We start from the raw sequence: 22,993 nt of genomic DNA, 5'->3' as shown, positions 1-22,993 counted from the left end.
GCTCGGCGACCGGCGTCAGGCCGTGGCGAGCCGCTTCGTCAGCAGCTTTTCTGTCACCTGGAAGGTGCGTTCGTTGTCGACATCGATGGCGCAATAGCCGTGGTCCATCTCGAGCGGCACCATGGTGAAGCCGAAGCGCCGAGAGACCTGGGCGAAGAGCTTCTCCTTGGTCCCCCAGCCCAGGAAGAAGCGGATCAGGTTGACCACGCCGAAGGCCTTGGCGATGCGGCTGGGGAATTTCACGAACTGCCCGCCACCGCGCATGATCTCGGCCGCCGACAACGCCTTGGGATCGCCGATCCAGTAGGCGTTGCAGTTCGAATAGCCGCCGTCGGAAAATTCGTAGAACTTGGCCTGGCCCTGCGGGTCGGCGGCCTTCACGTCTTCCTTGCGCGCCAATGCCGCGGCAGCTCCGGCACGGCTGGCGATCGCCTTGTCGGCGAATTCGGTGAAATCCTCGGGCAGCCACAGGCAGTTGTCGGCGGTGGTAATGAGGATCGGATAGCTGGCGCCCTCGGCCCCGGCGAAGACGCTGTCGACGAGGTTGAAGGCGCCCGGCTTGAACACCAGCCGACCCTCGGCGACCAGTTTCGCGATCGAGGGAATCGCCGCGATTTCGTCCGCCTCGTGTGCGACCACGCGGATTTCGCCGATGCGCGGGCTCGCGGCGACATTCATCACCACCCGCTCGATCATCGGCATTCCACCGACCGGAACCACGCATTTCTGCGCCACGCCTGCGCGCTCTGCGAGCGGATCGAGTGCACCCGAGCGCTTGCCCGCCATGATGAGCGCGGTCACCTTGCCATCGTTTTCGGTAGTCATGGCCGCGCAAATAGGGACGAATGCGGCGGTTGTCACTCTCCTGCCGCTCGGGCACGGCATGCGGCCATGCGGATTATCTTTTCTCGCAAGGGGTTCGACAGCTCTTCGGGAGGCGGGCCCTCGCCGATCGTCGCGGGGCGTCCGGTCAGCCTGCCGATCCCGGCCGGCGCGGCATCGCGCACGACCTATGGCGATCTCGGTCTGGGCGAACATGCGCACAAGGCGAGCCGGGGGCGGCTCGGCGCAGGGGACCTGTGCCATCACGACCCCATGTTCCTCGCCGACGGGACCTGCCTGTTCGGCCAGTGCGGCGCGGCGCAGACGCATCTCGCCAATCGCGGGGTCGGGGTGGGGGACGTGTTTCTCTTCTTCGGCCTGTTCCGCGAGGACGGGAGTGATCCGCACCACCGCATCTACGGCTATCTCGAGGTCGAGGAGGTGATCGACCTGACCCGCGCGGTGCCCGGGCACCTGGTCGAGCGCGGCCATCCGCATGCGCTCGCGCTCCATGCCGCCAACGACGTTGTCTATGCCGGGCGCGGGGTGCAGGCGAACAGCGCCAGCGATGCCTTGCGACTGACCATAGCCGGCGGGCCGCCCTCGCTCTGGAACCGGCCCGCATGGCTCGATCGAGGCGGGCTCAGCTATCACGACCGGCCCGAGCGCTGGCTGCGCGGCGGCAGGCTGAAGAGCGTCGCGCGCGGTCAGGAATTCGTCGCCGACATCGGCCGGCGGAAGGCCCCGCGCGAATGGCTCGCGCGGGTGCTGGACGAGATCAGAGCGTCTTGATGATCGCGCTGAAGTCGAGCCCGCCATTGTCCTCGGCGAATTTCTCGTAGAGCTCCGCCGCGGTCGATCCGAGCACGGTGGTCGCGTGGACGCTGCCCGCCGCTTCCATCGCGAGCCGCAGGTCCTTGAGCATCAGCGCGGTGGCGAAACCGCCCTGGTAATTCTTGTCGGCCGGACTCTCGACGCCGACGCCGGGGAGCGGCGTATAGGCGTTGAGCGACCAGTTGTAGCCCGAGGACTGGCTCGAGATTTCGTAGAATTTCTGCGGATCGAGCCCGAGCTTCTTGGCCATGGTCATGGCCTCGGCGGTGCCGATCATGGTGATGGCGAGCAGCATGTTGTTGCAGATCTTGGCGGTCTGGCCCGCGCCGGCATCGCCCGCGTGGATCACCGCCTTGCCCATCGCCTTCAGCACCTCCTCGGCGCGCGCGAAGGCCTTGTCGGTGCCGCCGACCATGAAGGTCAGCGTGCCGCCATTGGCCGCCGCGATGCCGCCAGAGACGGGGGCGTCGACCATGTCGTACCCGGCGCCCTCGGCCTTCGCGATCACGTCCTTGGCGGTGGCGACGTCGATGGTCGAACAGTCGAGCAGAACGGCGCCCGCGGGTGCCTTGCCGATCACGCTGCCTTCGTAGACCGATTTCACGATTGCCCCGTTGGGCAGCATGGTGACGACCGCGTCGACGCCAGCGCAGGCCTCGGCCGCATCGGTGAAGGTCTCGCAACCGTTTCCCTTGGCAGCCGCCAGCGCCTCTTCGGAGAGGTCGAAGGCGTTGACCGAATGCCCCGCCTTGACGAGGTTCGCGGCCATCCCGCCGCCCATATTGCCGAGGCCGATGAAGGCGATTTTCATGTCACTCTCCCAGAAGTGAAAGGATCGCCACGCCACCTAGGATCATGAGCGGTCCGAAAATTAGCATGAGGACCGGCTGGACATATGCCATTGTCCGGTCCCATCGATCGAGAGGCAGGGGCTCTTCGTCGTCACCTGCCCTGAGGATCGCTGCCTCGATCAAGCTGATGCGCTCCTGGCGGCGATGTCGCCAGCCATCCAGTCCGACGAGGACGAACAGCAGGCCGAATAGTACAAGACCCAGACCTTTGAGGATTACCTCCCAGTCCACTTGCCCTCGCGCTTTTCGACGAAGGCGGCCATGCCCTCCTTCTTGTCCTCGCTCGCGGTGAGGATCTGGAAAATCCGGCGCTCGATCACCAGCCCCTGGTCGAGGCTGGTCTCGAAGGCGGCGTTGACCATTTCCTTGTTCGCGATCGCGGCCATCGGGGGCATCGAGGCGATCTGGGCGGCGGTCTTCATCGCTTCGTCGAGCAGGCTGTCATGCGGCACGACGCGCGCGACGAGATTGCTGCGCTCGGCTTCCTCGGCGCCCATCATGCGACCGGTGAGGCACATTTCCATCGCCTTCGACTTGCCGACGGCCTTGGTCAGGCGCTGGCTGCCGCCCATTCCGGGGGCGACGCCGAGCTTGATTTCGGGCTGGCCGAATTTGGCGTTCTCGCTGGCGATGATGAAGTCCGCCATCATCGCGAGTTCGCAGCCGCCGCCAAGCGCGAAGCCGTTGACCGCGGCGATCCACGGCTTGCGGGTTTTCTTGACGATCTCGCTGGTCCAGGGCGCAAAGAAATCCTCGAGGTAGAAGTCGGCCGCCGCCTTCTCGCTCATTTCCTTGATGTCGGCGCCCGCGGCGAAGGCCTTGTCGCCCGAACCGGTCAGGACCGCGCAAAGCTGGCTGGCGTCGGCCTGGTAGGCGGCGAAGGCCTCGATCAGCTCTTCCAGCACCTTGCTGTTGAGCGCATTCAATGCCTGCGGGCGGTTCAGGGTGATCAGCGTGACCGCGTCGCGCTGTTCGACGGTGATGGTTTCGAAGCTCATAAGGGTTTCCATTCCTCGTCTGCGGGAAGCGGGGCGAAGATGCTGTCGAGCAGCTCCTCGCTCACGCCCTCGGGCGTCGCCGGATCCCATTGGGGGTCGTTGGTCTTGTCGACGATCACCGCGCGCACGCCCTCGGCGAAATCGGGGCGGGTCAGCACGCGGCTCGCGATGCGGTATTCCATCGCCATATTGTCGGCGAAGTCGTCGAGCTCGGCGCTCTCCGCCAGCTGGCGCAGCGCGATCTTGCAGGTCTGCGGGCTCTTGCTGTGCAATGTGGCGAGTTCCTTGGCCGCCCATTCGCTGTCATCTGCCTCAAGGCTGGCGAGGATGTCCTCGTAGCGATCGGAGGCGAAATGCTTCTTGATCCGCTCGGCATTGGCCTCGATCCGCGCAGGCGGCGGGGTGACCGAAAGCTCGGACAGGATCCCGGCGATGCGTTCGGGATGCTCGATGATTCGCGCCTTGGCTTCGGCGAGTTTTTCGCTCGGCAGGTAATGCGTCGCGATACCCGCCCACAGGCATTCCGCGCCGTCGAGCCGAGCGCCGGTCAACGCGAGGAACTGGCCGAGCCGGCCGCCAAGTCGGGCAAGGTGCCAGCCGCCGCCGACGTCGGGAAACAGGCCGATGCCCGTTTCGGGCATGGCGAAGCGCGTGTGCTCGGTCGCGACGCGGTATTTGCAGGGCAGCGCGATGCCCACGCCACCGCCCATGGTGATGCCGTCCATGAAAGCCACGATGGGCTTGGCGTAGGTCATCATCTGGTGGTTGAGCTGGTATTCGTCGTGGAAGAAGGCGCGGCCTGACGCGCCGCTATCGTTCAGCGCCGAGTGACGCAGCAGGTTGATATCGCCGCCGGCGCAGAAACCGCGGCCCTCGGCGTGGTCGAGGACGACGGCCTTGATCGCATCGTCGCCCGCCCAATCGGTCAGCGCCGCGCTCATCGCGTGGCACATGTCGAGCGTCAGCGCATGCAGCGCCTTGGGGCGGTCGAGCGAAATATGGCCGGCGCCGCCGTGGGTGTGGATATGGACCTGGTCGGTCATGCAGCTTCCTTGCGTTCGATCAGATCCCAGCGGTTGCCCCAGGGATCGTTGAAGACCGCGACCGTGCCATAGGGCTCCTCGCGCGGTCCGTCGGTGAATTCGACGCCCCATGCGGCCATTCGCGCATGGTCGCCGGCGAAGTCGGTGGTGTCGAGGAACCAGCCGACGCGCCCGCCGGTCTGGTTGCCGATGGCGGCGCGCTGTCGCTCGTCCGCCGCGCGGGCCAGCAGCAGCTTGGCGCCGTGCGAACCTGCCACGACCACCCAGCGCTTGCCCCCTCCGAGATCGCTGTCTTCCTCCAGAGCGAAGCCCAGGGCGTCGCGGAAGAAGGCGATCGCCTCGTCGTAATCGGGCACCACCAGGGCTGTCATCGCGAGGCCGGTCACTGGCGGAGCATCTCCCGGCCGACGATCATGCGCATGACCTGGTTGGTGCCTTCGAGGATCGAATGCACGCGCAGGTCGCGCCAGAAGCGCTCGATCGGATACTCCCTGAGATAGCCGTAGCCGCCGAACAGCTGGAGCGCGTCGTTGACCACCTTGCTGCCGTTGTCGGTGGCAAGGCGCTTGGCCATGGCGGAGAACTTGCTCTTGTCGGGCGCGTTGTCGGTGACCTTGGCCGCGGCGAGATAAAGCAGCGCACGCGCCGCCTCGAGGTCGGTGGCCATGTCGGCGAGCATGAACTGCGTGTTCTGGAAGTCGGCGATCGGCGTGCCGAACTGCTGGCGCTCCTTGGTGTACTTGACCGCCTCGTCGAGGCAGCGCTGCGCCCCGCCCAATGAGCAGGCGCCGATGTTGAGGCGGCCGCCGTCGAGGCCCATCATGGCGAAGCGGAAGCCTTCGCCCTCGTCGCCGACGCGATTGGCCACGGGGACGCGCGCGTCCTCGAAGATCACCTGTGCGGTGGGGCTGGCGTTCCAGCCGAGCTTCTTCTCGGGCTTGCCGAAGGACACGCCCGGCGTGTCCTTGTCGATCACCAGGCAGGTGATGCCCTTGGTCTTGTGGTCCGAGGTGCGGACCATGGTGACGTATACGTCGTTGAAGCCACCGCCAGAGATGAACTGCTTGGTGCCGTTGAGAACGTAGTGGTCGCCGTCGAGCCTGGCGCTGGTCTTGAGGCCCGCCGCATCCGAACCGCTGCCCGGCTCGGTCAGCGCGTAGCTGGCGATCTTTTCCATCGTCACGAGGTCGGGCAGGTACTTGTCCTTGACCTCCTGCCCGCCGAAGCGGTCGATCATCCATGCGGCCATGTTGTGGATCGAGACATAGGCGCTGGTCGCGGGGCAGCCATAGGCCATGGCCTCCATGATCAGCGCCGCCTCGAGCCGGCCGAGGCCGATCCCGCCGCTCTCTTCGGAGACGTAGATTGCCCCGAAGCCGAGCTCGGCGCTCTGCTTGATGACGTCGCGCGGGAAGTGGCTTTTCTCGTCCCACTCGGCGGCGTGCGGGGTGATGTTGTCGGCGGTGAAGCGCTGCGCCATTTCCTGGATCGCGAGCTGCTCTTCGGTGAGCTGGAATTGTCCTGCATTCGTAGTCATGGCGCGCGCTCTAGCCTTGCCGGTGACGCTAGGGAAGGGGTGAGGCGGTCATTCGGGGACAATCGCCTCGGCCTCGATCTCGACCTTCCATTCCTCGCGGCACAGCCAGGCGACGCCGGCCATGGTTGCGGCAGGGCAGGCCTCGCCGAAGAAGCTGGCGTGGACTGCGCCCACTGCGTCCTGGTCCGCCGGGTCGGTCAGCAGCATGCGCGTGCGCACCACGTCTTGCGCGGTCCCGCCGAGCTGCTCGATAGCGCGAAGGATCAGGACGAAGCAGCGCTCGGCCTGCGCGGCGGCACCGCCGGGAGTGGAGGAGCCGTCGTCCTCGACCGGGCCAGTCCCGGCGACGACGATGCGGTTGCCCTCCCGTACCGCGCGGGCGAAGCCGAACTGCGCCTCGTAGGGCGAACCGGTGAAGGCGTGCTCGCGGCTCATCCGCAGGTGATTTCGGTGATGACCTGCGCCTCGTCGTAACGCACGTTCACGCGATCGGTACGGTAATCCATCGTCCAGGCAGAGTTGGGCGGCCCCCAGCGCAGCGTGGCGGCACCGCTGTCCTTGAGGATCGCCGCGCCCATCTCCGCCGTCGCGTCATGGCCGACATGGTATTGGGCCGCCTCGGCATCGCAGCTTCCGTCCAAGGATGGCGGAGGCGCGCCCGTGTCCGGATCGGCAGGTCCGACATTTCCCGCACAGGCCGCGAGCGGCAGGGCTAGGACGGCGAAAATTGCGGTTCGCATGATCCGGCTCCTCATTCGCATTTCCTGAGTGTCAGCGGCTCGTATTGTTCCCCGTTCACCGAGGATGTCGTCAGCTGTTTGCCATCGGCTCCCAGCGTGTACATCGTTGCGTTCTGCCACGTCTCGCCCTCGCCCTCCATGGCCAGGCTGACGACGATCTGCTCCGGGCTGTCTACCTCGACGCCCGTGACCTCACCGTGCGATTCGTAGAAGCCGACCGTCTTGGGGCCTATTTCCATCCGCGCTTCGGAGTTGGGATCGCAGGCTCCCTTCGCATGGTCCCAGACGCCGACGAAGGCGGCCGGAATGGTGTCGCTCCGGACCGGCTGCGGTGGAACGGCGCCATCGCCGATCCCTCCGTCGGCTTCGACCGGCATGGCATCGGATGCATCCGCCTGGTCGCCATCGTCGCTACCTCCCGAGCAGGCGGCAAGCAGCAGGGCGAAGGGCAGGGCGGGGGAGAGAAATCTGCGTGTCATCATCCCTCCCCAACGCGCTCGCAGCCTCTCTTATCCCATCGTCGGGATGACGAAGGCGTTGGATCCGTCGCCGCCGCCGTCGGGCCAGCGCTGGGTGACCTTCTTGGACTTGGTCCAGAAACGCAGGCCTTCCATGCCGTACTGGTCGATGTCGCCGAAGCCCGAACGCTTCCACCCGCCGAAGCTGTGATAGCTCACCGGGACCGGGATCGGCACGTTGATGCCGACCATGCCGACATTGACCCGGGACGCGAATTCGCGCGCGGCGTGGCCGTTGCGGGTGAAGATGGCGACGCCGTTGCCATATTGGTGCTCGCTCGGCAGGCGAACCGCCTCCTCGAAATCCTTCGCGCGGACGATCTGGAGGACCGGCCCGAAGATTTCTTCCTTGTAGCTTTCCATGTCGGTCGTCACGCGGTCGAGCAGCGTCGGGCCGACGAAGAAGCCCTTCTCGTAACCCTGCAGCGTGAAGCCGCGTCCATCGATGACGACTTCGGCGCCTTCCTTCTCGGCGGTGTCGATCCAGCCTTCGACGCGCGCCTTGTGCTCGGGGGTGACGACGGGGCCGTAATGCGCGTCCTTGTCGGTCGAGATCCCGACGCGCAGGCCCTCGATCGCGGGGATCAGCTTTTCGCGCAGCCTGTCGGCCGTGTCCTCGCCCACCGGCACGACCACCGGAAGCGCCATGCAGCGCTCACCCGCCGAGCCGAAGGCCGCCCCGGCGAGATCGTTCACCACCTGGTCGAGATCGGCGTCGGGCATGACGATGCCGTGGTTCTTCGCACCGCCGAAGGCCTGCACGCGCTTCGCATTCGCGCTGCCGCGCGCGTAGATATACTGCGCGATGTCCGAGGAGCCGACGAAGCTGATCGCGGGAATGTCGGGATGGTCGAGGATCGCGTCGACCATTTCCTTGTCGCCGTGGACGACCTGCAGCAGGCCCTCGGGCGCGCCCGCTTCGAGGAACAATTCGGCGAGGCGCACCGGCACGCTGGGGTCGCGCTCGGAGGGTTTGAGGATGAAGGCGTTGCCCGCCGCGATCGCCATGCCGAACATCCACATCGGGATCATCGCCGGGAAGTTGAACGGGGTGATGCCCGCACCGATGCCGAGCGGCTGGCGCATCGAATAGACATCGATGCCCGGGCCTGCGCCCTGCGTGTACTCGCCCTTCAGTGCCTGTGGGATGCCGCAGGCGAATTCTATCACCTCGAGCCCGCGCTGGACGTCGCCATGTGCATCGTCGACCACCTTGCCGTGCTCGCTCGACAGCAGTTCAGCGAGCTCCTGCTTGTGTTTTTCGACCAGTTCCTTGAACGCGAACATGATGCGCGCGCGGCGCTGCGGGTTGGTCGCCGCCCATTCGGGCTGGACCTTCTTCGCATTGGCGACCGCGCGTTCGAGCAGCGCGGCATCGCCCAGCGCGACTTCGGCCTGCACTTCGCCGGTCGAGGGGTTCCAGATCTTGTGGGTGCGGCCCGAAGAACTGGTGGCGGAGCCGCCCGCTCCGCCGACGATGAAATGGTCAACCTGGCGCATCGAAAAAATCCTCTCTTTTGTTGGCAACGGCCCATACGCACGAGAGGTCCGAAATCAACCGCAAAGGATGGGGACTGGCATTGCAGCCCCCCCCCCCCCCCCGCTGGTCAGAGGTCTGGCAGGCGCTGCTCGGCGAAACCCCAGCCCTGTAGCGATTTCGAGCGCGCGCGGCGGATCAGAGCCTCGGCCTGGTCGATCGAATAGGGGTGGGCGTGCTCCATCTCCTTCAGCTCGTTCCAGGCGATCGGCACTGCCACGGGGGCGCCGCTGCGCGCGCGGGCGGAATAAGGCAGCACCGCGGTCGATCCGCGCTGGTTGCGCAGCCAGTCGATGAAGATCTTCCCCTTGCGCTTGGCCTTGCTCATCGTGGCAGTGAAGCGGTCGGGCTCGGCGAGGCTCAGGGCTTCGGCGAAGCGGCGCGCGAAATCCTTGTGCGCGTCCCACGAATGCCCGCGTTCGAGCGGGACGACGACGTGCACGCCCTTGCCGCCCGAGAGCATGGCGAAGCTGACGAGGCCGAGATCCGATAGGCGCGCGCGGATGTCGCGCGCGGCCTGCCCGACCTCGTCGAAACCGAGTCCCTCGTCGGGATCGAGATCGAACACCATCCGGTCGGGCAGTTCGACATCGTCGCTGCGCGATGCCCAGCCATGGAATTCGATCGTCCCCATCTGGACGCATTGGAGGATGCCACGCGCGCTATCGAGATAGAGGTAATCCTCCGTACCGCCGTCTTTTTCGCGAATCGGCACATGATGGACCGCATCGCCCAGGCCGCCGCTGTCGTGCTTCTGGAAGAAGCATTTCTTCGCGCGCCCCTGCGGGCAGCGGACCAGGCTGATCGGGCGCCGCGCGGCATGGGCCAGCATGAGCGGCGCGACCGCGACGTAGTAGTCGGCGAGCTGGCCCTTGGTCTGGCCGCCATCCGGAAAGACCACGCGGTCGCGGCTCGATATCGCGACCTCTTCTTCGACCTTGGGAGCCGCGGCGGCGGCCTCGGGTTTGACCGCTTGGGCCTCCTTGTCGTCGCGCAGGCCGAGATAGCTCGCATGGCGCACATTCCCCTCTGCGGTGAACTCGGCGAAGGCGATCTCGGCGACCAGCTTGGGGGTCAGCCAGGTGACGCCGCGCGCGCTGGCCCTGTCGGCCTCCACCGGCGCGGTCTTGCGCTCGAGCCGCTTCATTTTTGCGGCGAGATCGTCGAGCTCGTCGGCGGTGAAGCCGGTCCCGACATTGCCCTTGTAGACAAGTTCCTCCTTGCCTTTTGAGCCCTCGTGCTGGGCCAGCAGGAGCGATGCGAAAGGGCGCCCCTTCGCCGAACTCTTCTTCCACCCGACCACGACGAACTCCTGCCGCCGCGTGCATTTCACCTTCACCCAGGCGCGGCTGCGCGCCTGGCGATAGGGGGCGTCGATCTTCTTGGCGATGATGCCTTCCTGCCCCGCCTTGCACATCGTCGCGTAAAGCTGCTCCCCCGCGCCGAGGACATGGTCGGCGAGATGGATCGGCGGCTCGGCCCCGGATAGCAGCGCCTCGAGCCGCTCCTTGCGCTCGATATTGGGCAGCGGCGCCAGATCCTCGCCATCGAGTTCGAGCAGGTCGAAGGCATGGAAGGCCAGCCGGTCGGATGCCGTCTGGCTGCCGTGCCCGCGTTTCAGCACCTGCTGCAGCGTCGAGAAATCCGGGTTGCCCTTGGCATCGGTGGCGACGATCTCGCCATCGATCAGGCAGGCCGGCAGGTCGAGCGCGGCGACGGCCTCGACCAGCGGGCCGAACTTGTCGGTCCAGTCCTTGCCGCTGCGGGTATAGACGCGCACCTCCTCGCCCTTGACGGCGAGCAGGGCGCGATAGCCGTCGAACTTGATCTCGTGCATCCAGCCGTTTCCGGCAGGGACCTCGTCGACCAGGGTCGCCAGCTGCGGTTTGCGGAATTTGGGCAGCGGGGCGGCTTTCCGGCGCTTCGGCTTCACCTCTTTGGCATTGTGCGAGGATGCCTTGCGCATCTGCGCCATGAAGGCCTCGTCCTTTTTGCCCGCGAGCGGATATTCGCCCCGCTTGTCGGCCGCGATCTCGGCCATCGAGCGTCCGGTGAGCACGCTCGTCAACTCGCGCTCGACCAGCGCGTCGCCCGCCTGCGCGTGATCGTCCTGCAATTTGCGCAGCAGCCAGTTCTCGCGCTTCTCTCCGGGCTTCTGCTTGAGCCGGATGAGCAACCATTCGCCCTTCATCCGCTCGCCCTCGAGCGTGAAATGGAGGTGGCCCTTGTCTAGGTCCTTGGCGCTCTTGCCTTCGACCGGGGCCCAGCTGCCCCGATCCCACAGCATCACCGTGCCGCCGCCATATTCGCCCTTGGGGATGGTGCCTTCGAACTCTGCATAGGACAGCGGGTGGTCCTCGGTGCGCACGGCGAGGCGCTTGATCTCGGGATCGGGCGAGGGTCCTTTCGTCACCGCCCAACTCTTGAGCACTCCGTCGACTTCCAGCCGCAAGTCCCAGTGAAGGCGTGTGGCATCGTGCTTCTGGACGATGAACAGGTCGCCGCCTTGGCTCGCCCGTGCCTCGCCCGAGGGTTCGGGCGTCTTCCCGAAATCTCGCTTCGCGTTATATTCGGCAAGGAGGTTAGCGCTCGCCATCGCTCTCCGCCTCCGCCTCCGGGAACCAGCGCTTCTCGACGAAGCCGAGCAGCGTAAGCATGACGACCGATATCACCGCGGCAATCCCGACCAATGGCCACAGCGCGGCACCGCAGGCGATGCCGACAACCGCTGTCAGCCACAGATGCGCCGCAGTGGTGAGGTTCTTCACCTCGCCCTTGCCGAACACGATCAAGCCAGCGCCAATGATTCCGATGAATGCGCCGGTCGCCTCGAAGATGCGCAAAGGGTCCATTCGCGTGCCGTTCAACTGGTAGGAGAGCGCAATGATCGCGACGGTCATCGCGGCGCTGGCGAAGCAGATCAGGCCATGCGTCCGCAGGCCGGCAGCATGCCCCTGCCATTCACGGTCGAGGCCGAGCAACAGACCGAGCGCGGCAGCCACACCAAGCCGGGTGAGCATGTCGAGGTCGAGCCAGTGTATAAGGACGGGGTCGTTGAGTTCCATCCGTTCAAGCGCTCTTCTTGCGCTTGGGGGCCGACTTCGCGGGAGGCGACGTGTCCCCGACCGACTTCTTCAATGCCGCCATCAGGTCGATGACGTTCCCTCCGCCGCTCTCTGGCTCGTCGACATCCTCGATGACGGCCCGCTTGCCCTTCGACTTGGCCTTCTTGTCGATCAGCTTCTTCAGCGCGGCGCCGTAGCGGTCCTCGAACTCCCCGGCATCGAAGGGCGCACTCTTGTCTTCGATCAGCTTGGCGGCGAGATCGAGCAGTTCCTTCTTCGGCTTGGTATCGTCGATATTGTCGAAGAAGGCCTGCCCCTGCCGTACTTCGTCGGCATAGCGCAAAGTCTCGAGCAGCAGCCCCTTGCCGCAGGGTTTGATCGCGACCAGCTTCTCGCTGCCGCGGACCGAGAGCTGGCCGAGCGCCACCTTCTTCGCCTTGCGCAGCGCGTCGCGCAGCACGACGAAGGCTTCCTCGGCCAGCTCGTCCTGCGGCGCGATGTAATAGGGCTTCTCGAAATAGAGCGGGTCGATCTCGCAGGCATCGACGAACTGGACCAGCTCGAGCGTCTTCTTGCTCTCGATCCTGACCGCCTCGATCTCCTCGTCGTCGAGGAGGACGTAATTGCCCTTCGAGACCTCGTAGCCCTTGATGATCTCGTCGCGGTCGACCGGGCCGATCCCGGGGACGACCTTCTCGTAGGAAATCCGCTTCCCACTCGGCTCGTGGATCTGGTTGAAGCGGATCTTGGCCCCCGATTTGGTGGCCGAATAGATTTCGACCGGGATCGAGACCAGCGCCAGCCTGATTTGTCCCTGCCAGTAAGCGCGTGCAGCCATGAACCTTCCCTTCGCCCGAGAAAGCGTTTCTGTGGCTCAAGCGTTCCTGAGGAGCGGTCGGGGGAGGTGCATGTGCGACCCTGCCCAGGAGGCCTGCACGCGACGCGCCATATTGACCGGACGGGCAAGGTCGGGCAAGCGCGCCTGCGCTCCGCGGGTGTAGCTCAATGGTAGAGCAGCAGCTTCCCAAGCTGACGACGAGGGTTCGATTCCCTTCACCCGCTCCAGCGCCGCGCCCGGTCGTTCCGCATCAGCCGGCGGCGAAGGTGCCGGTGTCGAAGAAATGGGCGATCTTCCTGCGCTCGCGCGCGATGTCGAGGCCCTTGGCCGCGAGCCAGCCTTCGTCGAAGATCGTGTCGGCATAGCGCGCGCCATCGTCGCACAGGATCGATACGATCGAGCCCCTGAGGCCGCGTTCGGCCATGTCTGCGGCGATCATCGCGCAGGCCCAGACATTGGTCCCGGTCGATCCGCCGCAGCGCCGCCCCAACCGTTCGCTAACTTCGTGCGCGGCAGCGATCGAACAGGCGTCGGGAATTGCCTCCATCCGGTCGACCACATCGGGCAGGAAGCTCGGCTCGACCCGCTGCCTGCCGATCCCTTCGATACAGCCCGATGGGTGCTCGACCCGCTCGACCGAACGATCGGCCCAATGGCGGTGAAAAACCGAGCCATCGGGGTCGGCCACGCAGACGCGCGTATTAAATCGATTGTAGCGCGCGTAGCGGCCGATTGTGGCCGATGTGCCCCCCGTTCCCGCACCGCAGACGATCCAGTGCGGCACCGGATGGGGTTCGCGCGCCATCTGGGTGAAGATCGATTCGGCGATGTTGTTGTTGGCGCGCCAGTCGGTCGCGCGTTCGGCATAGGTGAACTGGTCGACGTAATGCCCGCCGAGATCGTCGGCGAGCGATTGCGCCGCCTCGTAGACTTCGGCCGGGCCGTCGACGAAATGGCACTCGCCGCCATAGAAGGCGATCGCGTCGATCTTCGCCTGCGCGGTGGACTTGGGGACGACCGCGATGAAACGCAGCCCGAGCATGCGCGCGAAATAGGCTTCCGAAACCGCGGTCGATCCACTGGAGGCCTCGACCACAGGCGTGTCTTCGCAAATCCAGCCGTTGCACAATCCGTAAAGGAACAGCGAGCGCGCCAGCCGGTGCTTGAGGCTGCCGGTCGGATGGCTCGATTCGTCCTTCAGGTATATGGCGATGTCGGGCAGCGCTGGCACCGGTAGGGGCAGCAGATGCGTATCGGCGGACCGGTTGAAGTCCGCCTCGATCCGCCCGATCGCCCAACTCACCCATTCGCGTTTCGTCGTCATGCCGCCCTTCTATCGCGCCGACGGGAGAGGGGAAGACCCGGGGGGCGGGCTATCCTCCGCTGCGGCTATTTGGGTGGCATCCGGATCGCGCCGTCGAGGCGGAACTGGTGGCCGTTGATGTAGGAGTTGCGTGCGATTTCGAGGATCAGCGAAGCGAATTCCTCTGGATGGCCGAGCCGCTTGGGGAAGGGGACCGAGGCGTTGAGCTGGTCCCACATCTGCGGGTTGCGGTCCTTCATGCCGAGCATGAGCGGGGTGGCGAAGATCCCCGGCATGACCGAATTCACGCGGATCCCGATGTCCATCAGGTCGCGCGCCATCGGCAGGACGAGGCCGTTCACGCCCGCCTTGCAGCTGCCGTAGATGACCTGGCCGATCTGGCCGTCCTGCGCAGCAACGCTGGCGGTGAGCGTGATGCAGCCGCGCTCGCCATCCTCGTTCAGCGGTTCGGAATTGGCCATGCCGAGCGCCGAGTGGCTGGCGATGCGGTAAGAGGCGACGAGGATGCCCTCGGCCCCGAAGGCGTAATCCTCGGTCGAAAGCCGCCTGTAGCCGCCGCTCTCCTTGTCCCAGCCGAGCGTCTTGCCGCGGCGACTGGTCATGGCGCAATGCACCGTCACACGTTCCTGGCCGTGCGCCGCGCGCGCCGTCTCGAAGCCGTCGACGACGGATTGCTCATCGGTGATGTCGACGCGCGCGAAGGTCCCGCCGATCGCCTTGGCATGCGCTTCGCCCGCTTCCTCGTTGACGTCGAAGATGGTGACCTTGAGCCCGGCATCCGCCAGCGCCTGCGCGCTCGCCTTGCCTAGCCCCGATGCGCCGCCGGTGACGACCGCCGCCATGCCCTGTTCAAGCTTCATTCCCGCCTCCCCTGTGCGTTTTCCTTGCGTCCCTGCTATCGCAGGCTGCAGGGTCGAGACAACAGATACGAAGCGGGGACGGGAATAGCGTGACTTCACTGTTATTTACGATGGTCGCCACCTTCCTCACGGCGCTTGGTGCGCGCGACCAGTTGCTGGTGGCGCGTCTCGCGGAGAGGCTGGGGGCATCGGGCGGCTTGCTGGTCGTGGGGCTTGCAAGCTCGGCACTCTCGGCCTTCGCCGCCGCCTGGGTCGGCGCATGGCTCGCGCAGACCATGTCGGAAAGCGCCGCGAGCATGTTTGTGGCCATCGCGCTGCTGCTGGCAGCCTTCGAATGTGCCTGGCCCAATCGCGAAAAGGTCCCGCAGGAGCCAACCCGATCGCTCGGCGCGATCGCGATCGTGCTGTTTGCGAGGCAACTGACCGACGCTTCGCGCTTCCTCGTCGCCGCCTTCGCCGTGGTCTTCGCCGGATGGCCGCTGGCGGGCCTCGGAGGCGCCATCGGCGGCAGCGCTGCCCTGGCGCTTGGCTGGACCATGGCGGGCGCACTCGAACGGAAGCTGCCGTTGCGGGGGCTGCGGCTCGCGTTGGCGGCGATCCTGTTCCTCCTCGCGGCAGTGACGGGCCTGAGCGCTCGCGGTATCATCGGATAATCCGATCACAGCGAGATCTTTTCATCGGGAAACCGACATCCCGTCCTTTCGTTGGTTGGATAAATCCAAGTTTGACGAAAGGGGAATCCCATGGCCGAAGTCGGCGACAATTCGAAAGCTGCTCTTGTCGAGGCGCTCAACGGTGCGCTGGCGGATACGGTGGCGCTCTATTTCAAGACCAAGAACTTTCATTGGCATGTCGCAGGTCCGCGCTTCCGCGACCTGCACCTGCTGTTCGACGAGCAGGCGGCCCAGCTGCTCGGCACGGTCGATGCGATCGGCGAGCGCGTGCGCAAGAACGACGAATATACGCTCACGTCGATCGGCAGCGTCGGCAAGCAGACGCGGATCAAGGATCAGGACGACGTCACGCTGACCGCCGATGCGATGGTGGCCGAACTGCGCGACGACAACCGCAAGCTGCACGAGCGGCTGGTCGAGGTGAAGGACGCCGCGGAAGAGGCCGGAGACAACGCCACCAGCGGCGTGGTCGACGACTGGATCGACCAGTGCGAGGAGCGCGTCTGGTTCCTCAACCAGACCAGCAAATGAGCGCATAGCTATGCGTACCAGCGCTGGGGCCGCCTTTCCTCTTGGGGAAGGGCGGCCCTGGTGTATCTAGGGACGATGGACAACGTCACGATCGTCGAGAAATGCAGCGATTCCGCGATTGCCGATTGGCTCGCGGCGCGGCTGAGCGAGCAGATGGGCACGCACGAGGGGCCGGTGACCATCACCGTTCCCGGCGGATCGACGCCCTTCCCGATTATCGAGGCGCTGCTCGATCACGACATCGACTGGACCCGCCTGGTCGTGTGGCCGGGTGACGACCGTGTTGTGCCCGAGGATCACCCGGCATCGAATACCGGCAAGCTGCGCGACTTGTTCGAGCCCGTGGGGGTGGAGGTCGTCACGCTGACCGAGATGGAGGCGGTGCCGCATTTCGCGCTGGCCTGGCTTGGCATGGGCGCGGACGGCCACATCGCTTCGCTGTTTCCCAATACCGATCCGCGGATTGATGAGCCGCGCAGCATCCTTCGGTTGACGCCCGACCCGCTGCCGCCCGAGGCGCCCTTCGACCGGATCAGCCTGACGATCCCGGCGCTGCTGTCGAGCGATGCGCTGGTCTTCGTGATCCGCGGAGAGGACAAGCGCGCGGTGTTCAACCAAGCGGTTGCGGGAAAACACGATCTTCCGGTTGCACGGCTGCTCGGCGCGGCTACACAACCGGTGACATGCTTCGCCTGATCCCCAAGAGGTTGCACCATCTAGCGTTGAGGGTCGCCCATCGTCTGCGCCATCACTGGCGGCAGCGGAGCGGCAGGGCCGGCGACGGTGTGAGCGTGATCGGGCGCGATTTCGATGGCCAGATTCTCCTCGTACGGCACAGCTACGGCCCGCCCGGTTGGTATTTTCCAGGGGGCGGCGTCGGTCGTCGCGAAAGTCCCGAGGATGCGGCCCGCCGCGAACTTCTGGAAGAAGCAGGCTGCGAGATCGAAGGGCTCACGCTGGTCGGCGTGATCGTGGAGGAGCTGTCGGGTGCGCCGCATCGCGCCCATATCTTCGACGGGACGGTCAATTGCATGCCGCAGGCGGACGGCCGCGAAGTCGTCGAAGCGAGATTCTTCCCGACCCATTCGCTGCCAGAGCCGCTCAGCCCGCGGACAAGGGCGCGGCTCGATCTGTGGCGCGCACGCAGGTTCTAGAGCAGCGATAGCTGCGCGTCGGGGCGCGGCTCCTCGCTCGTATCGCCCTCGAGCTTAGAAAGCGTCAGCCCCATCAGCCGGATCGGCATCGGCAGCGGAAGCACTTCCTCGAGCAGCGCACGGCCGATAGCGGCGAATTCCTGCTTGTCCGCGATCGGCCGGTCGACCGTTTTCGCGCGGCTGAATATCTGGAAGTCGGTATACTTCATCTTGAGCGTGACCGTGCGGCCCTTCGCCTCGGCGCGCTCAATATAGCCCCAGACGATATCGATGATGTCTTCCATCGTCTCACGCAACTCGCTGCCCGAGGAGAGGTCGCGGCTGAAGGTGCGCTCGCCCCCCACCGACTTGCGAATGCGGCTCGAACGCACGGGCCTCAGATCGATTCCGCGCGCGGCCCGGTAGAGATAATCGGCGAAGCTGCCGAAATGCGCACGCAGCCACGCGATATCCTTGGCCGCCAGGTCGCCGCCAGTCTCGATTCCCAGTCGTGCCATCTTTTCCGCGCCCTTGGGCCCGACGCCGTGGAAGCGGCGGATCGGCAGCTTGGCGACGAATTGCGCGCCCTCGCCCGGACGGATGACGCACATTCCGTCGGGCTTGTTCTGGTCGCTGGCGATCTTGGCGAGGAACTTGTTGTACGAGACGCCCGCGCTAGCGGTCAGATTGGTCTTGGCGCGGATTTCCTGCCGGATCAGCTCGGCGATGCGCGTGGCGCTGCCGATTCCGAGCTTGTCCTCGGTCACGTCGAGATAGGCTTCGTCGAGGCTCAGCGGTTCGACCAGTTCCGTATGGTGATGGAAGATCGTCCGTATCTGCCGGCTCGCTTCCTTGTAGGCGTCGAAGCGGTGGCGCACGAAGATGAGGTCGGGGCACAACCGCTTGGCCGTGACCGAGGGCATGGCGCTGCGCACGCCGAACTTGCGCGCTTCGTAGCTCGCCGCCGCCACGACTCCGCGCCCGCCCGACCCGCCGACGGCAACCGGCTTGCCGCGCAGATCGGGATTGTCGCGCTGTTCGACGCTGGCGAAAAACGCGTCCATGTCGACATGGATGATCTTGCGCAGGCCGTCGGCCTCGCCGTCGCCATCCGTGTCTTTCGCGTCACTCATTGCAGCTCACGATAGTCGGGCGGGTTGCAAAGCGGAACCTTGTCCGTCACCTGCCTTTTTGTGCAGATGCGAAGCGAACCCCTTGCCGGCGGCGAACGCCCGATTGCCGAAGCCGCCCACGGCCAGCGGATCGGCGAGCGCGAGCTGATCTGGATGATGGCGCTGCTGATGGCCTGCAATGCCTTCGGCATCGACTCGATCCTGCCTGCGCTCGACCATCTGGCGACCAGCCTCGGGGCCCAGGGCAATTCGCGCCAGTTCGTGGTCGGCGTCTACCTGCTCGCGGCCGGCTTCGGGACTCTGGTTCCAGGCGCCTTCGCTGATCGCTATGGCAGGCGGCCCGTGCTGTTCACCGCGCTGGGCTTCTACATCGTGCTGTCGCTGGCCTGCGCCGCGGCCACCACTTTCCCGCAGATGATCGCGCTGCGAGCGCTGCAGGGGTTCTTCGCCGCCGGGATCATCGCGCTTCCGCCGGCTATCATCCGCGACCGCGTAGGCGGGGACAAGATGGCGCGGATGATGAGCCTGATCTTCGTGATATTCCTGCTCGTGCCGGCGGTCGCGCCGAGTATCGGCCAAGGCGTGCTCCTGTTGCTCGGCGACTGGCGGTGGATCTTTGTGGCCATGGCTGTGCTCGGCTGCGTGATGAGCGCCTGGGTCTATGTCCGCCTGCCCGAGACGCTGCACGAGGAAGACCGGCAGGAGATCAATGTCTCGGTGATCGCGCGCAACATGCGCAGCGCGGTCACGCTTCGCTCGACCATTGGCTACACGCTGGCGAGCGCACTGGTCTTCGGCGGCCTGTTCGGCTTCATCAATTCCTCGCAGCAGTTGATCGGCGAGGCATTCGGTGCGGGCGAGAAGTTCCCGCTGCTGTTCGCCATCTGCGCGGGGTGCATGGCGATCGCCAACTGGTCGAACAGCCGCATCGTGGAACACGTGGGCGCACGCCGCGTGAGCCATACGGCGCTGTTCCTGTTCATCCTGGTCGCGGGTCTGCAGTTGTGGTTCGCCAATCAGCCCGATGAAACGCTGTGGACTTTCGTCCCGCTGATGGCCGCCAATATGAGCCTACTCGGTTTCATCGGGGCGAACTTCGGCTCGATCGCAATGCAGCCGTTCAAGCATATCGCGGGTGCCGCCTCCTCGGCGCAGAGCTTCCTGCGGATGACCACGGGGGCACTGCTGGGCGCCGGGATTGGCTATGCCTATGACGGCACGGCCCGGCCGCTCGCGCTGGCGCTGCTGGTGACCGCTACGACCAGCCTCCTCTTCGTGCTCTATTCGGAAAATGGTTCGCTGTTCGGACCGCCCGAGCCCGACGAGGAAGACTAGTTCGCGTCCTCGGTCCTGTGATGGACCGAACGCCGGAAGGTCTCGGGCAGAAACAGCAGCCCCACCACCAGGCTCAGCAAGGCCACCCCGACCGGGTACCAAAGTCCGGCATAGATATCGCCCGTTGCCGCGACCATGGCGAAGGCGATGGTCGGCAGGAAGCCGCCGAACCAGCCATTGCCGATATGGTAAGGCAGGCTCATCGCAGTGTAGCGGATGCGCGCGGAGAAGAGCTCGACCAGCAGTGCCGCGATCGGCCCGTAGACCATGGTCACCAGCAGCACGAGTGCGGTGAGGATGGCGACGACCATCGGCTTGTCGATCCGCGCCGGGTCGGCCCTGGCGGGATAGCCTGCTTCGGCCAGCGCCGCGGTGAGCTCGTCGGTCCCCGAGCCAGGACGGATGTGGACAGTGCGGGTCCCGATGCTGACTCTCGCGAGCCCCGGCGCGTCGCTGAGCGAGCCGTCGGTATAGGGCACACCCGCCTTGGCCAGCGCCGATTTGGCGATATCGCAGCCATTGGTGTCGAAGGCGGTCTTGCCGATCGGATCGAACTGGACCGAACATTCGTCGAGCGCGGTGCTGACGACGACCGGCGCGCGCGCCTGCGCATCGGCCAGTGCGGGATTGGCCGCCCCGGTGAGCGCGCCGAACAGCGGGAAATAGGTCAGTGCGGCCAGTGCCAGCCCGCTCATGATGATCGGTTTGCGCCCGATGCGGTCGGACAGCCAGCCGAAGACGAGGAAGAACGGTGTGCCTATGGCGAGCGCGATGGCGATCAGTATGTTGGCCGTGCCGCCATCGACCTTGAGTACCTTCTCGAGGTAGAACAGCGCGTAGAACTGGCCCGTGTACCAGACCACCGCCTGCCCCGCGACGGCGCCGAGCAGCGCGACAAGCACCCACTTGAGGTTGCCCCAGCGACCGAAGGCCTCGGACAGGGGCGCCTTCGAGGTTTCGCCTTCCTCCTTCATCGCCTGGTAGACCGGGCTTTCGGCGAGCTGCAGGCGGATCCACAATGATACGCCGAGCAGAATCGCCGACAGCAGGAAGGGCACGCGCCAGCCCCAGTCGGCGAAGGCCTCCTCGCCCATCCAGCTCCTCAGTCCGATGACCACCAGCAGCGCGGCGAACAGGCCGAGCGTGGCGGTGGTCTGAATGAAGCTGGTGTAAAACCCGCGCTTCCCCTCGGGTGCGTGTTCGGCGACATAGATCGCCGCACCCCCGTATTCGCCGCCGAGCGCGAGGCCTTGCAGCAGGCGCAGGCCGACGAGCAGAAGCGGCGCAGCCACGCCGATGCTGGTATAGCTCGGCAGCAGGCCGACTGCGAAGGTAGACAGGCCCATCAATCCCATCGTCACGAGGAAGGTGTATTTGCGCCCCACGAGATCGCCCACCCGCCCGAAGACCAGTGCACCGAAGGGCCGCACGGCAAAGCCAGCCGCGAAGGCACCGAGCGCGAGGATGAAGGCGGTGGTGTCGTTGACGCCCGAGAAGAACTGCGCGGAGATGATCGTCGCGAGCAGGCCGTAGAGGTAAAAATCGTACCACTCGAACACGGTCCCCAGGGACGATGCGATGATCACCTTGCGGTGCGACGGCGCGGCGATTGCGGTCTCTGTCATGAATTCCCCCCGACCGCTTACTCGCTTCCCAGGCGCCTCCATGCAAGTCCCGCGAATTCGCATAGCAATGGGCGTGTGTCGCGCGGGTCGATGATGTCCTCGACGTTGAAGCGCTCGGCGCTGCGGAAGGGCGAGGTGACCTTGTCGAGCCGCTCGCGGATCGCCGCAAGCTCTGCCGCCGGGTCCTCGGCTGCTTCGAGCTCCGACTTGTAGGCGACCTCGAGCCCGCCCGCGATCGGCAGGCTGCCCCAGTCGCCTGAAGGCCAGCAAAAGCGGTACTGATAGGTCTCGGCATTGCTCATCGCGCTGCCGGCGATGCCATAGGCGCGCCGCAGCACCACCGAGGCAAGCGGGACCGTAGCCTTGTAGATCGCATTCATCGCCTGGACGCCGTAGCGGATCGTACCCGCCATCTCGGCCTCGCGCCCGATCATGAAGCCGGGGTTGTCGACCAGATGGACGATCGGAAGGCGGAACAGGTCGGCGAGCTTGACGAAGCGCTCGACCTTTTCGCTGGTCTTCGCGTCCCAGCTCCCGCCCAGATAGGACGGGTCGCTCGCCAGCACCATCACCGGCCAGCCGTCTAGCCGGGCGAGCGCGGTGATGCAGGCGCGGCCCCACATGCGGCCGATCTCGAACACCGTGCCCTGGTCGAAGACCATCTCCATGCAGCGCCGCATCGAATAGACCTGCTTCTCCTCGCGCGGGACGAGGCTCAGCAGCGCTTCCTCGCGGCGGTGGACCGGATCGGTGCAGTTGGAGCGGCGGGCGAGCTGGCCGACATGTTCGGGCATGAAGGACAGGAAGTGGCGCGCCCGGGCGAAGGCCTCGGCCTCGGAGCCGACCTCGTCGTCGACCACGCCGTTGCGCGTGTGGATGCCGCTGCCGCCGAGGTCCTCCTTGGCCTGCTGGTGATCCTCGGACCCCTTGTAGGCTTCGCCGAGCCCGTCGACCACGGCGGGTCCGGCGGCGAAGATCTGGCTGAGGCCGCGGACCATGATCGAATAGTGGCTGGCCGCGACCCGCGCGGCGCCGAGCCCGGCAGTCGGGCCGAGCGCTAGCGCCACCACCGGCACGGTGTCGAGATTGGTCACGACATCGGACCATCCGGGCACGGCCGGGATATAGGTCGCGCCGATCATCTCGAGCGTCTTGACGCTGCCTCCGCCGCCGGTGCCGTCGATCATGCGGATGATGGGGAGCTTCAGCTCGTGCGCCATCTTTTCGGCCTGCACCATCTTGCGGCTGATCCCGGCATCGGCCGCGCCGCCGCGAATGGTGAAGTCGTCCGCCGTGGCGACGACGGGGCGTCCGTTGATCTCGGCCTTGCCGAACAGGAAGGGGGCGGGGAGGACGCCCGTGAGGTTGCCCTCCTCGTCATAGGAGCCACGCCCGGCGATCTTGCCGATCTCGCGGAAGGAACCGTCGTCGACCAAGGCCGCGAGCCGCGCGCGCGCGTCCATCTTGCCGCGACCGTGCTGGCGAGAGACCTTCTCGTCGCCGCCCATCGCCTCCGCCAGCGCTTCGCGATGGCGCAGTTCCTCTAGTTCACGCTCCCAACTCACCCGGCTCTCCCGTCATTGCGAGGCGCCGCA

At 65.9% G+C, this 22,993-nt stretch carries 24 protein-coding genes and 1 tRNA gene; 7 read left to right on the top strand and 18 right to left on the bottom strand.

Going from position 1 to position 22,993, the window contains the following annotated elements; all coding sequences use genetic code 11:
* Positions 1 to 15 precede the first annotated feature (15 nt).
* Entirely contained in the window at positions 16 to 825 is an 810-nt protein-coding gene (locus K3181_RS12600; protein WP_221603434.1) for an NTP transferase domain-containing protein, read from the bottom strand.
* 66 nt (positions 826 to 891) lie between these two features.
* Here K3181_RS12600 and K3181_RS12595 point away from each other — a divergent pair, with 66 nt between their 5' ends.
* Positions 892 to 1,614 (top strand): Nmad3 family putative nucleotide modification protein, encoded by a 723-nt coding sequence (locus K3181_RS12595; protein WP_221603433.1) that lies wholly within the window; start codon positions 892 to 894, stop codon positions 1,612 to 1,614.
* On the opposite strand, the gene mmsB is transcribed toward K3181_RS12595, so the two are convergent.
* The 12 genes from mmsB to ku form a co-directional block, all read right to left on the bottom strand.
* Positions 1,601 to 2,467, bottom strand: coding sequence for a 3-hydroxyisobutyrate dehydrogenase (gene mmsB / locus K3181_RS12590; protein ID WP_221603432.1), 867 nt, complete (start codon positions 2,465 to 2,467; stop codon positions 1,601 to 1,603). The two genes, K3181_RS12595 and mmsB, sit on opposite strands and share 14 nt — an antisense overlap.
* A gap of 255 nt (positions 2,468 to 2,722) precedes the next feature.
* Positions 2,723 to 3,505, bottom strand: coding sequence for an enoyl-CoA hydratase-related protein (locus K3181_RS12585; RefSeq protein WP_221603431.1), 783 nt, complete (start codon positions 3,503 to 3,505; stop codon positions 2,723 to 2,725).
* On the bottom strand, positions 3,502 to 4,548 hold the full coding sequence (locus K3181_RS12580) for an enoyl-CoA hydratase/isomerase family protein (RefSeq protein WP_221603430.1): 1,047 nt from the start codon (positions 4,546 to 4,548) through the stop codon (positions 3,502 to 3,504). The genes K3181_RS12585 and K3181_RS12580 overlap by 4 nt, the downstream gene beginning before the upstream one ends.
* Positions 4,545 to 4,934 (bottom strand): VOC family protein, encoded by a 390-nt coding sequence (locus tag K3181_RS12575; protein WP_425594549.1) that lies wholly within the window; start codon positions 4,932 to 4,934, stop codon positions 4,545 to 4,547. Before K3181_RS12575 ends, K3181_RS12580 begins: the two co-directional genes overlap by 4 nt.
* A complete protein-coding gene (locus K3181_RS12570; RefSeq protein WP_221603429.1) occupies positions 4,931 to 6,085 on the bottom strand; it encodes an acyl-CoA dehydrogenase family protein in 1,155 nt (384 codons plus the stop codon). Before K3181_RS12570 ends, K3181_RS12575 begins: the two co-directional genes overlap by 4 nt.
* A gap of 48 nt (positions 6,086 to 6,133) precedes the next feature.
* Positions 6,134 to 6,520: a RidA family protein gene (locus tag K3181_RS12565; RefSeq protein WP_221603428.1), complete on the bottom strand. Its 387-nt coding sequence runs from the start codon at positions 6,518 to 6,520 to the stop codon at positions 6,134 to 6,136.
* Positions 6,517 to 6,825 (bottom strand): I78 family peptidase inhibitor, encoded by a 309-nt coding sequence (locus tag K3181_RS12560; RefSeq protein ID WP_221603427.1) that lies wholly within the window; start codon positions 6,823 to 6,825, stop codon positions 6,517 to 6,519. The genes K3181_RS12565 and K3181_RS12560 overlap by 4 nt, the downstream gene beginning before the upstream one ends.
* 11 nt (positions 6,826 to 6,836) lie before the next feature.
* Entirely contained in the window at positions 6,837 to 7,304 is a 468-nt protein-coding gene (locus K3181_RS12555; protein WP_221603426.1) for a hypothetical protein, read from the bottom strand.
* Between the two features lie 30 nt (positions 7,305 to 7,334).
* Positions 7,335 to 8,843, bottom strand: a complete 1,509-nt coding sequence (locus tag K3181_RS12550) for a CoA-acylating methylmalonate-semialdehyde dehydrogenase (protein ID WP_221603425.1) — start codon at positions 8,841 to 8,843, stop codon at positions 7,335 to 7,337.
* A gap of 107 nt (positions 8,844 to 8,950) precedes the next feature.
* Positions 8,951 to 11,476: a DNA ligase D gene (gene ligD, locus K3181_RS12545; protein ID WP_221603424.1), complete on the bottom strand. Its 2,526-nt coding sequence runs from the start codon at positions 11,474 to 11,476 to the stop codon at positions 8,951 to 8,953.
* A complete protein-coding gene (locus K3181_RS12540; RefSeq protein WP_221603423.1) occupies positions 11,463 to 11,945 on the bottom strand; it encodes an MgtC/SapB family protein in 483 nt (160 codons plus the stop codon). Before K3181_RS12540 ends, ligD begins: the two co-directional genes overlap by 14 nt.
* A 4-nt stretch (positions 11,946 to 11,949) precedes the next feature.
* Complete coding sequence (gene ku / locus K3181_RS12535) at positions 11,950 to 12,783, bottom strand: non-homologous end joining protein Ku (RefSeq protein ID WP_221603422.1); 834 nt, start codon at positions 12,781 to 12,783, stop codon at positions 11,950 to 11,952.
* Positions 12,784 to 12,936: 153 nt separating this feature from the next.
* Between ku and K3181_RS12530 the strand changes: the two genes are divergently transcribed.
* A tRNA-Gly gene (locus K3181_RS12530) sits at positions 12,937 to 13,010 on the top strand.
* Between the two features lie 23 nt (positions 13,011 to 13,033).
* On the opposite strand, the gene K3181_RS12525 is transcribed toward K3181_RS12530, so the two are convergent.
* Both K3181_RS12525 and K3181_RS12520 read right to left on the bottom strand, forming a co-directional pair.
* Positions 13,034 to 14,107 carry a PLP-dependent cysteine synthase family protein gene (locus K3181_RS12525; RefSeq protein WP_221603421.1) on the bottom strand — a complete coding sequence of 358 codons (1,074 nt, stop codon included), beginning with the start codon at positions 14,105 to 14,107 and terminating at the stop codon, positions 13,034 to 13,036.
* Between the two features lie 65 nt (positions 14,108 to 14,172).
* Positions 14,173 to 14,967, bottom strand: a complete 795-nt coding sequence (locus tag K3181_RS12520) for an SDR family oxidoreductase (protein ID WP_221603420.1) — start codon at positions 14,965 to 14,967, stop codon at positions 14,173 to 14,175.
* A gap of 89 nt (positions 14,968 to 15,056) precedes the next feature.
* Between K3181_RS12520 and K3181_RS12515 the strand changes: the two genes are divergently transcribed.
* The 4 genes from K3181_RS12515 (at position 15,057) to K3181_RS12500 (ending at position 17,326) form a co-directional block, all read left to right on the top strand.
* Positions 15,057 to 15,620 (top strand): hypothetical protein, encoded by a 564-nt coding sequence (locus K3181_RS12515; RefSeq protein ID WP_345725499.1) that lies wholly within the window; start codon positions 15,057 to 15,059, stop codon positions 15,618 to 15,620.
* A gap of 90 nt (positions 15,621 to 15,710) precedes the next feature.
* Positions 15,711 to 16,172, top strand: coding sequence for a Dps family protein (locus K3181_RS12510; protein WP_221603419.1), 462 nt, complete (start codon positions 15,711 to 15,713; stop codon positions 16,170 to 16,172).
* A 75-nt stretch (positions 16,173 to 16,247) separates the two neighbouring features.
* Positions 16,248 to 16,868, top strand: a complete 621-nt coding sequence (locus K3181_RS12505) for a 6-phosphogluconolactonase (protein WP_221603528.1) — start codon at positions 16,248 to 16,250, stop codon at positions 16,866 to 16,868.
* Complete coding sequence (locus tag K3181_RS12500) at positions 16,856 to 17,326, top strand: NUDIX domain-containing protein (protein WP_221603418.1); 471 nt, start codon at positions 16,856 to 16,858, stop codon at positions 17,324 to 17,326. Before K3181_RS12505 ends, K3181_RS12500 begins: the two co-directional genes overlap by 13 nt.
* Here K3181_RS12500 and dinB read toward each other — a convergent pair.
* A complete protein-coding gene (gene dinB / locus K3181_RS12495; RefSeq protein ID WP_221603417.1) occupies positions 17,323 to 18,438 on the bottom strand; it encodes a DNA polymerase IV in 1,116 nt (371 codons plus the stop codon). The genes K3181_RS12500 and dinB overlap by 4 nt on opposite strands.
* Positions 18,439 to 18,504: 66 nt before the next feature.
* Between dinB and K3181_RS12490 the strand changes: the two genes are divergently transcribed.
* A complete protein-coding gene (locus K3181_RS12490) occupies positions 18,505 to 19,773 on the top strand; it encodes a multidrug effflux MFS transporter (protein WP_221603527.1) in 1,269 nt (422 codons plus the stop codon).
* Here K3181_RS12490 and K3181_RS12485 read toward each other — a convergent pair.
* Complete coding sequence (locus tag K3181_RS12485; RefSeq protein ID WP_221603416.1) at positions 19,770 to 21,398, bottom strand: MFS transporter; 1,629 nt, start codon at positions 21,396 to 21,398, stop codon at positions 19,770 to 19,772. The two genes, K3181_RS12490 and K3181_RS12485, sit on opposite strands and share 4 nt — an antisense overlap.
* A 17-nt stretch (positions 21,399 to 21,415) precedes the next feature.
* Positions 21,416 to 22,963, bottom strand: a complete 1,548-nt coding sequence (locus K3181_RS12480; RefSeq protein ID WP_221603415.1) for an acyl-CoA carboxylase subunit beta — start codon at positions 22,961 to 22,963, stop codon at positions 21,416 to 21,418.
* Positions 22,964 to 22,993 lie beyond the last annotated feature (30 nt).

This window comes from Qipengyuania mesophila (assembly GCF_019711655.1).
GTDB lineage: Bacteria > Pseudomonadota > Alphaproteobacteria > Sphingomonadales > Sphingomonadaceae > Qipengyuania > Qipengyuania mesophila.
The sequence above is the reverse complement of the archived record's forward strand: the minus strand, read 5'-3'. Positions and strand labels throughout refer to the sequence as shown.

Bases quoted from the DNA above. Each gene is read 5' to 3' on its own strand.
- K3181_RS12600 (WP_221603434.1), bottom strand. From the start codon at position 825: ATGACTACCGAAAACGATGGCAAGGTGACCGCGCTCATCATGGCGGGC.
- K3181_RS12595 (WP_221603433.1), top strand. From the start codon at position 892: ATGCGGATTATCTTTTCTCGCAAGGGGTTCGACAGCTCTTCGGGAGGC.
- mmsB (WP_221603432.1), bottom strand. From the start codon at position 2,467: ATGAAAATCGCCTTCATCGGCCTCGGCAATATGGGCGGCGGGATGGCC.
- K3181_RS12585 (WP_221603431.1), bottom strand. From the start codon at position 3,505: ATGAGCTTCGAAACCATCACCGTCGAACAGCGCGACGCGGTCACGCTG.
- K3181_RS12580 (WP_221603430.1), bottom strand. From the start codon at position 4,548: ATGACCGACCAGGTCCATATCCACACCCACGGCGGCGCCGGCCATATT.
- K3181_RS12570 (WP_221603429.1), bottom strand. From the start codon at position 6,085: ATGACTACGAATGCAGGACAATTCCAGCTCACCGAAGAGCAGCTCGCG.
- K3181_RS12565 (WP_221603428.1), bottom strand. From the start codon at position 6,520: ATGAGCCGCGAGCACGCCTTCACCGGTTCGCCCTACGAGGCGCAGTTC.
- K3181_RS12560 (WP_221603427.1), bottom strand. From the start codon at position 6,825: ATGCGAACCGCAATTTTCGCCGTCCTAGCCCTGCCGCTCGCGGCCTGT.
- K3181_RS12555 (WP_221603426.1), bottom strand. From the start codon at position 7,304: ATGACACGCAGATTTCTCTCCCCCGCCCTGCCCTTCGCCCTGCTGCTT.
- K3181_RS12550 (WP_221603425.1), bottom strand. From the start codon at position 8,843: ATGCGCCAGGTTGACCATTTCATCGTCGGCGGAGCGGGCGGCTCCGCC.
- ligD (WP_221603424.1), bottom strand. From the start codon at position 11,476: ATGGCGAGCGCTAACCTCCTTGCCGAATATAACGCGAAGCGAGATTTC.
- K3181_RS12540 (WP_221603423.1), bottom strand. From the start codon at position 11,945: ATGGAACTCAACGACCCCGTCCTTATACACTGGCTCGACCTCGACATG.
- ku (WP_221603422.1), bottom strand. From the start codon at position 12,783: ATGGCTGCACGCGCTTACTGGCAGGGACAAATCAGGCTGGCGCTGGTC.
- K3181_RS12525 (WP_221603421.1), bottom strand. From the start codon at position 14,107: ATGACGACGAAACGCGAATGGGTGAGTTGGGCGATCGGGCGGATCGAG.
- K3181_RS12520 (WP_221603420.1), bottom strand. From the start codon at position 14,967: ATGAAGCTTGAACAGGGCATGGCGGCGGTCGTCACCGGCGGCGCATCG.
- K3181_RS12510 (WP_221603419.1), top strand. From the start codon at position 15,711: ATGGCCGAAGTCGGCGACAATTCGAAAGCTGCTCTTGTCGAGGCGCTC.
- K3181_RS12505 (WP_221603528.1), top strand. From the start codon at position 16,248: ATGGACAACGTCACGATCGTCGAGAAATGCAGCGATTCCGCGATTGCC.
- K3181_RS12500 (WP_221603418.1), top strand. From the start codon at position 16,856: ATGCTTCGCCTGATCCCCAAGAGGTTGCACCATCTAGCGTTGAGGGTC.
- dinB (WP_221603417.1), bottom strand. From the start codon at position 18,438: ATGAGTGACGCGAAAGACACGGATGGCGACGGCGAGGCCGACGGCCTG.
- K3181_RS12490 (WP_221603527.1), top strand. From the start codon at position 18,505: ATGCGAAGCGAACCCCTTGCCGGCGGCGAACGCCCGATTGCCGAAGCC.
- K3181_RS12485 (WP_221603416.1), bottom strand. From the start codon at position 21,398: ATGACAGAGACCGCAATCGCCGCGCCGTCGCACCGCAAGGTGATCATC.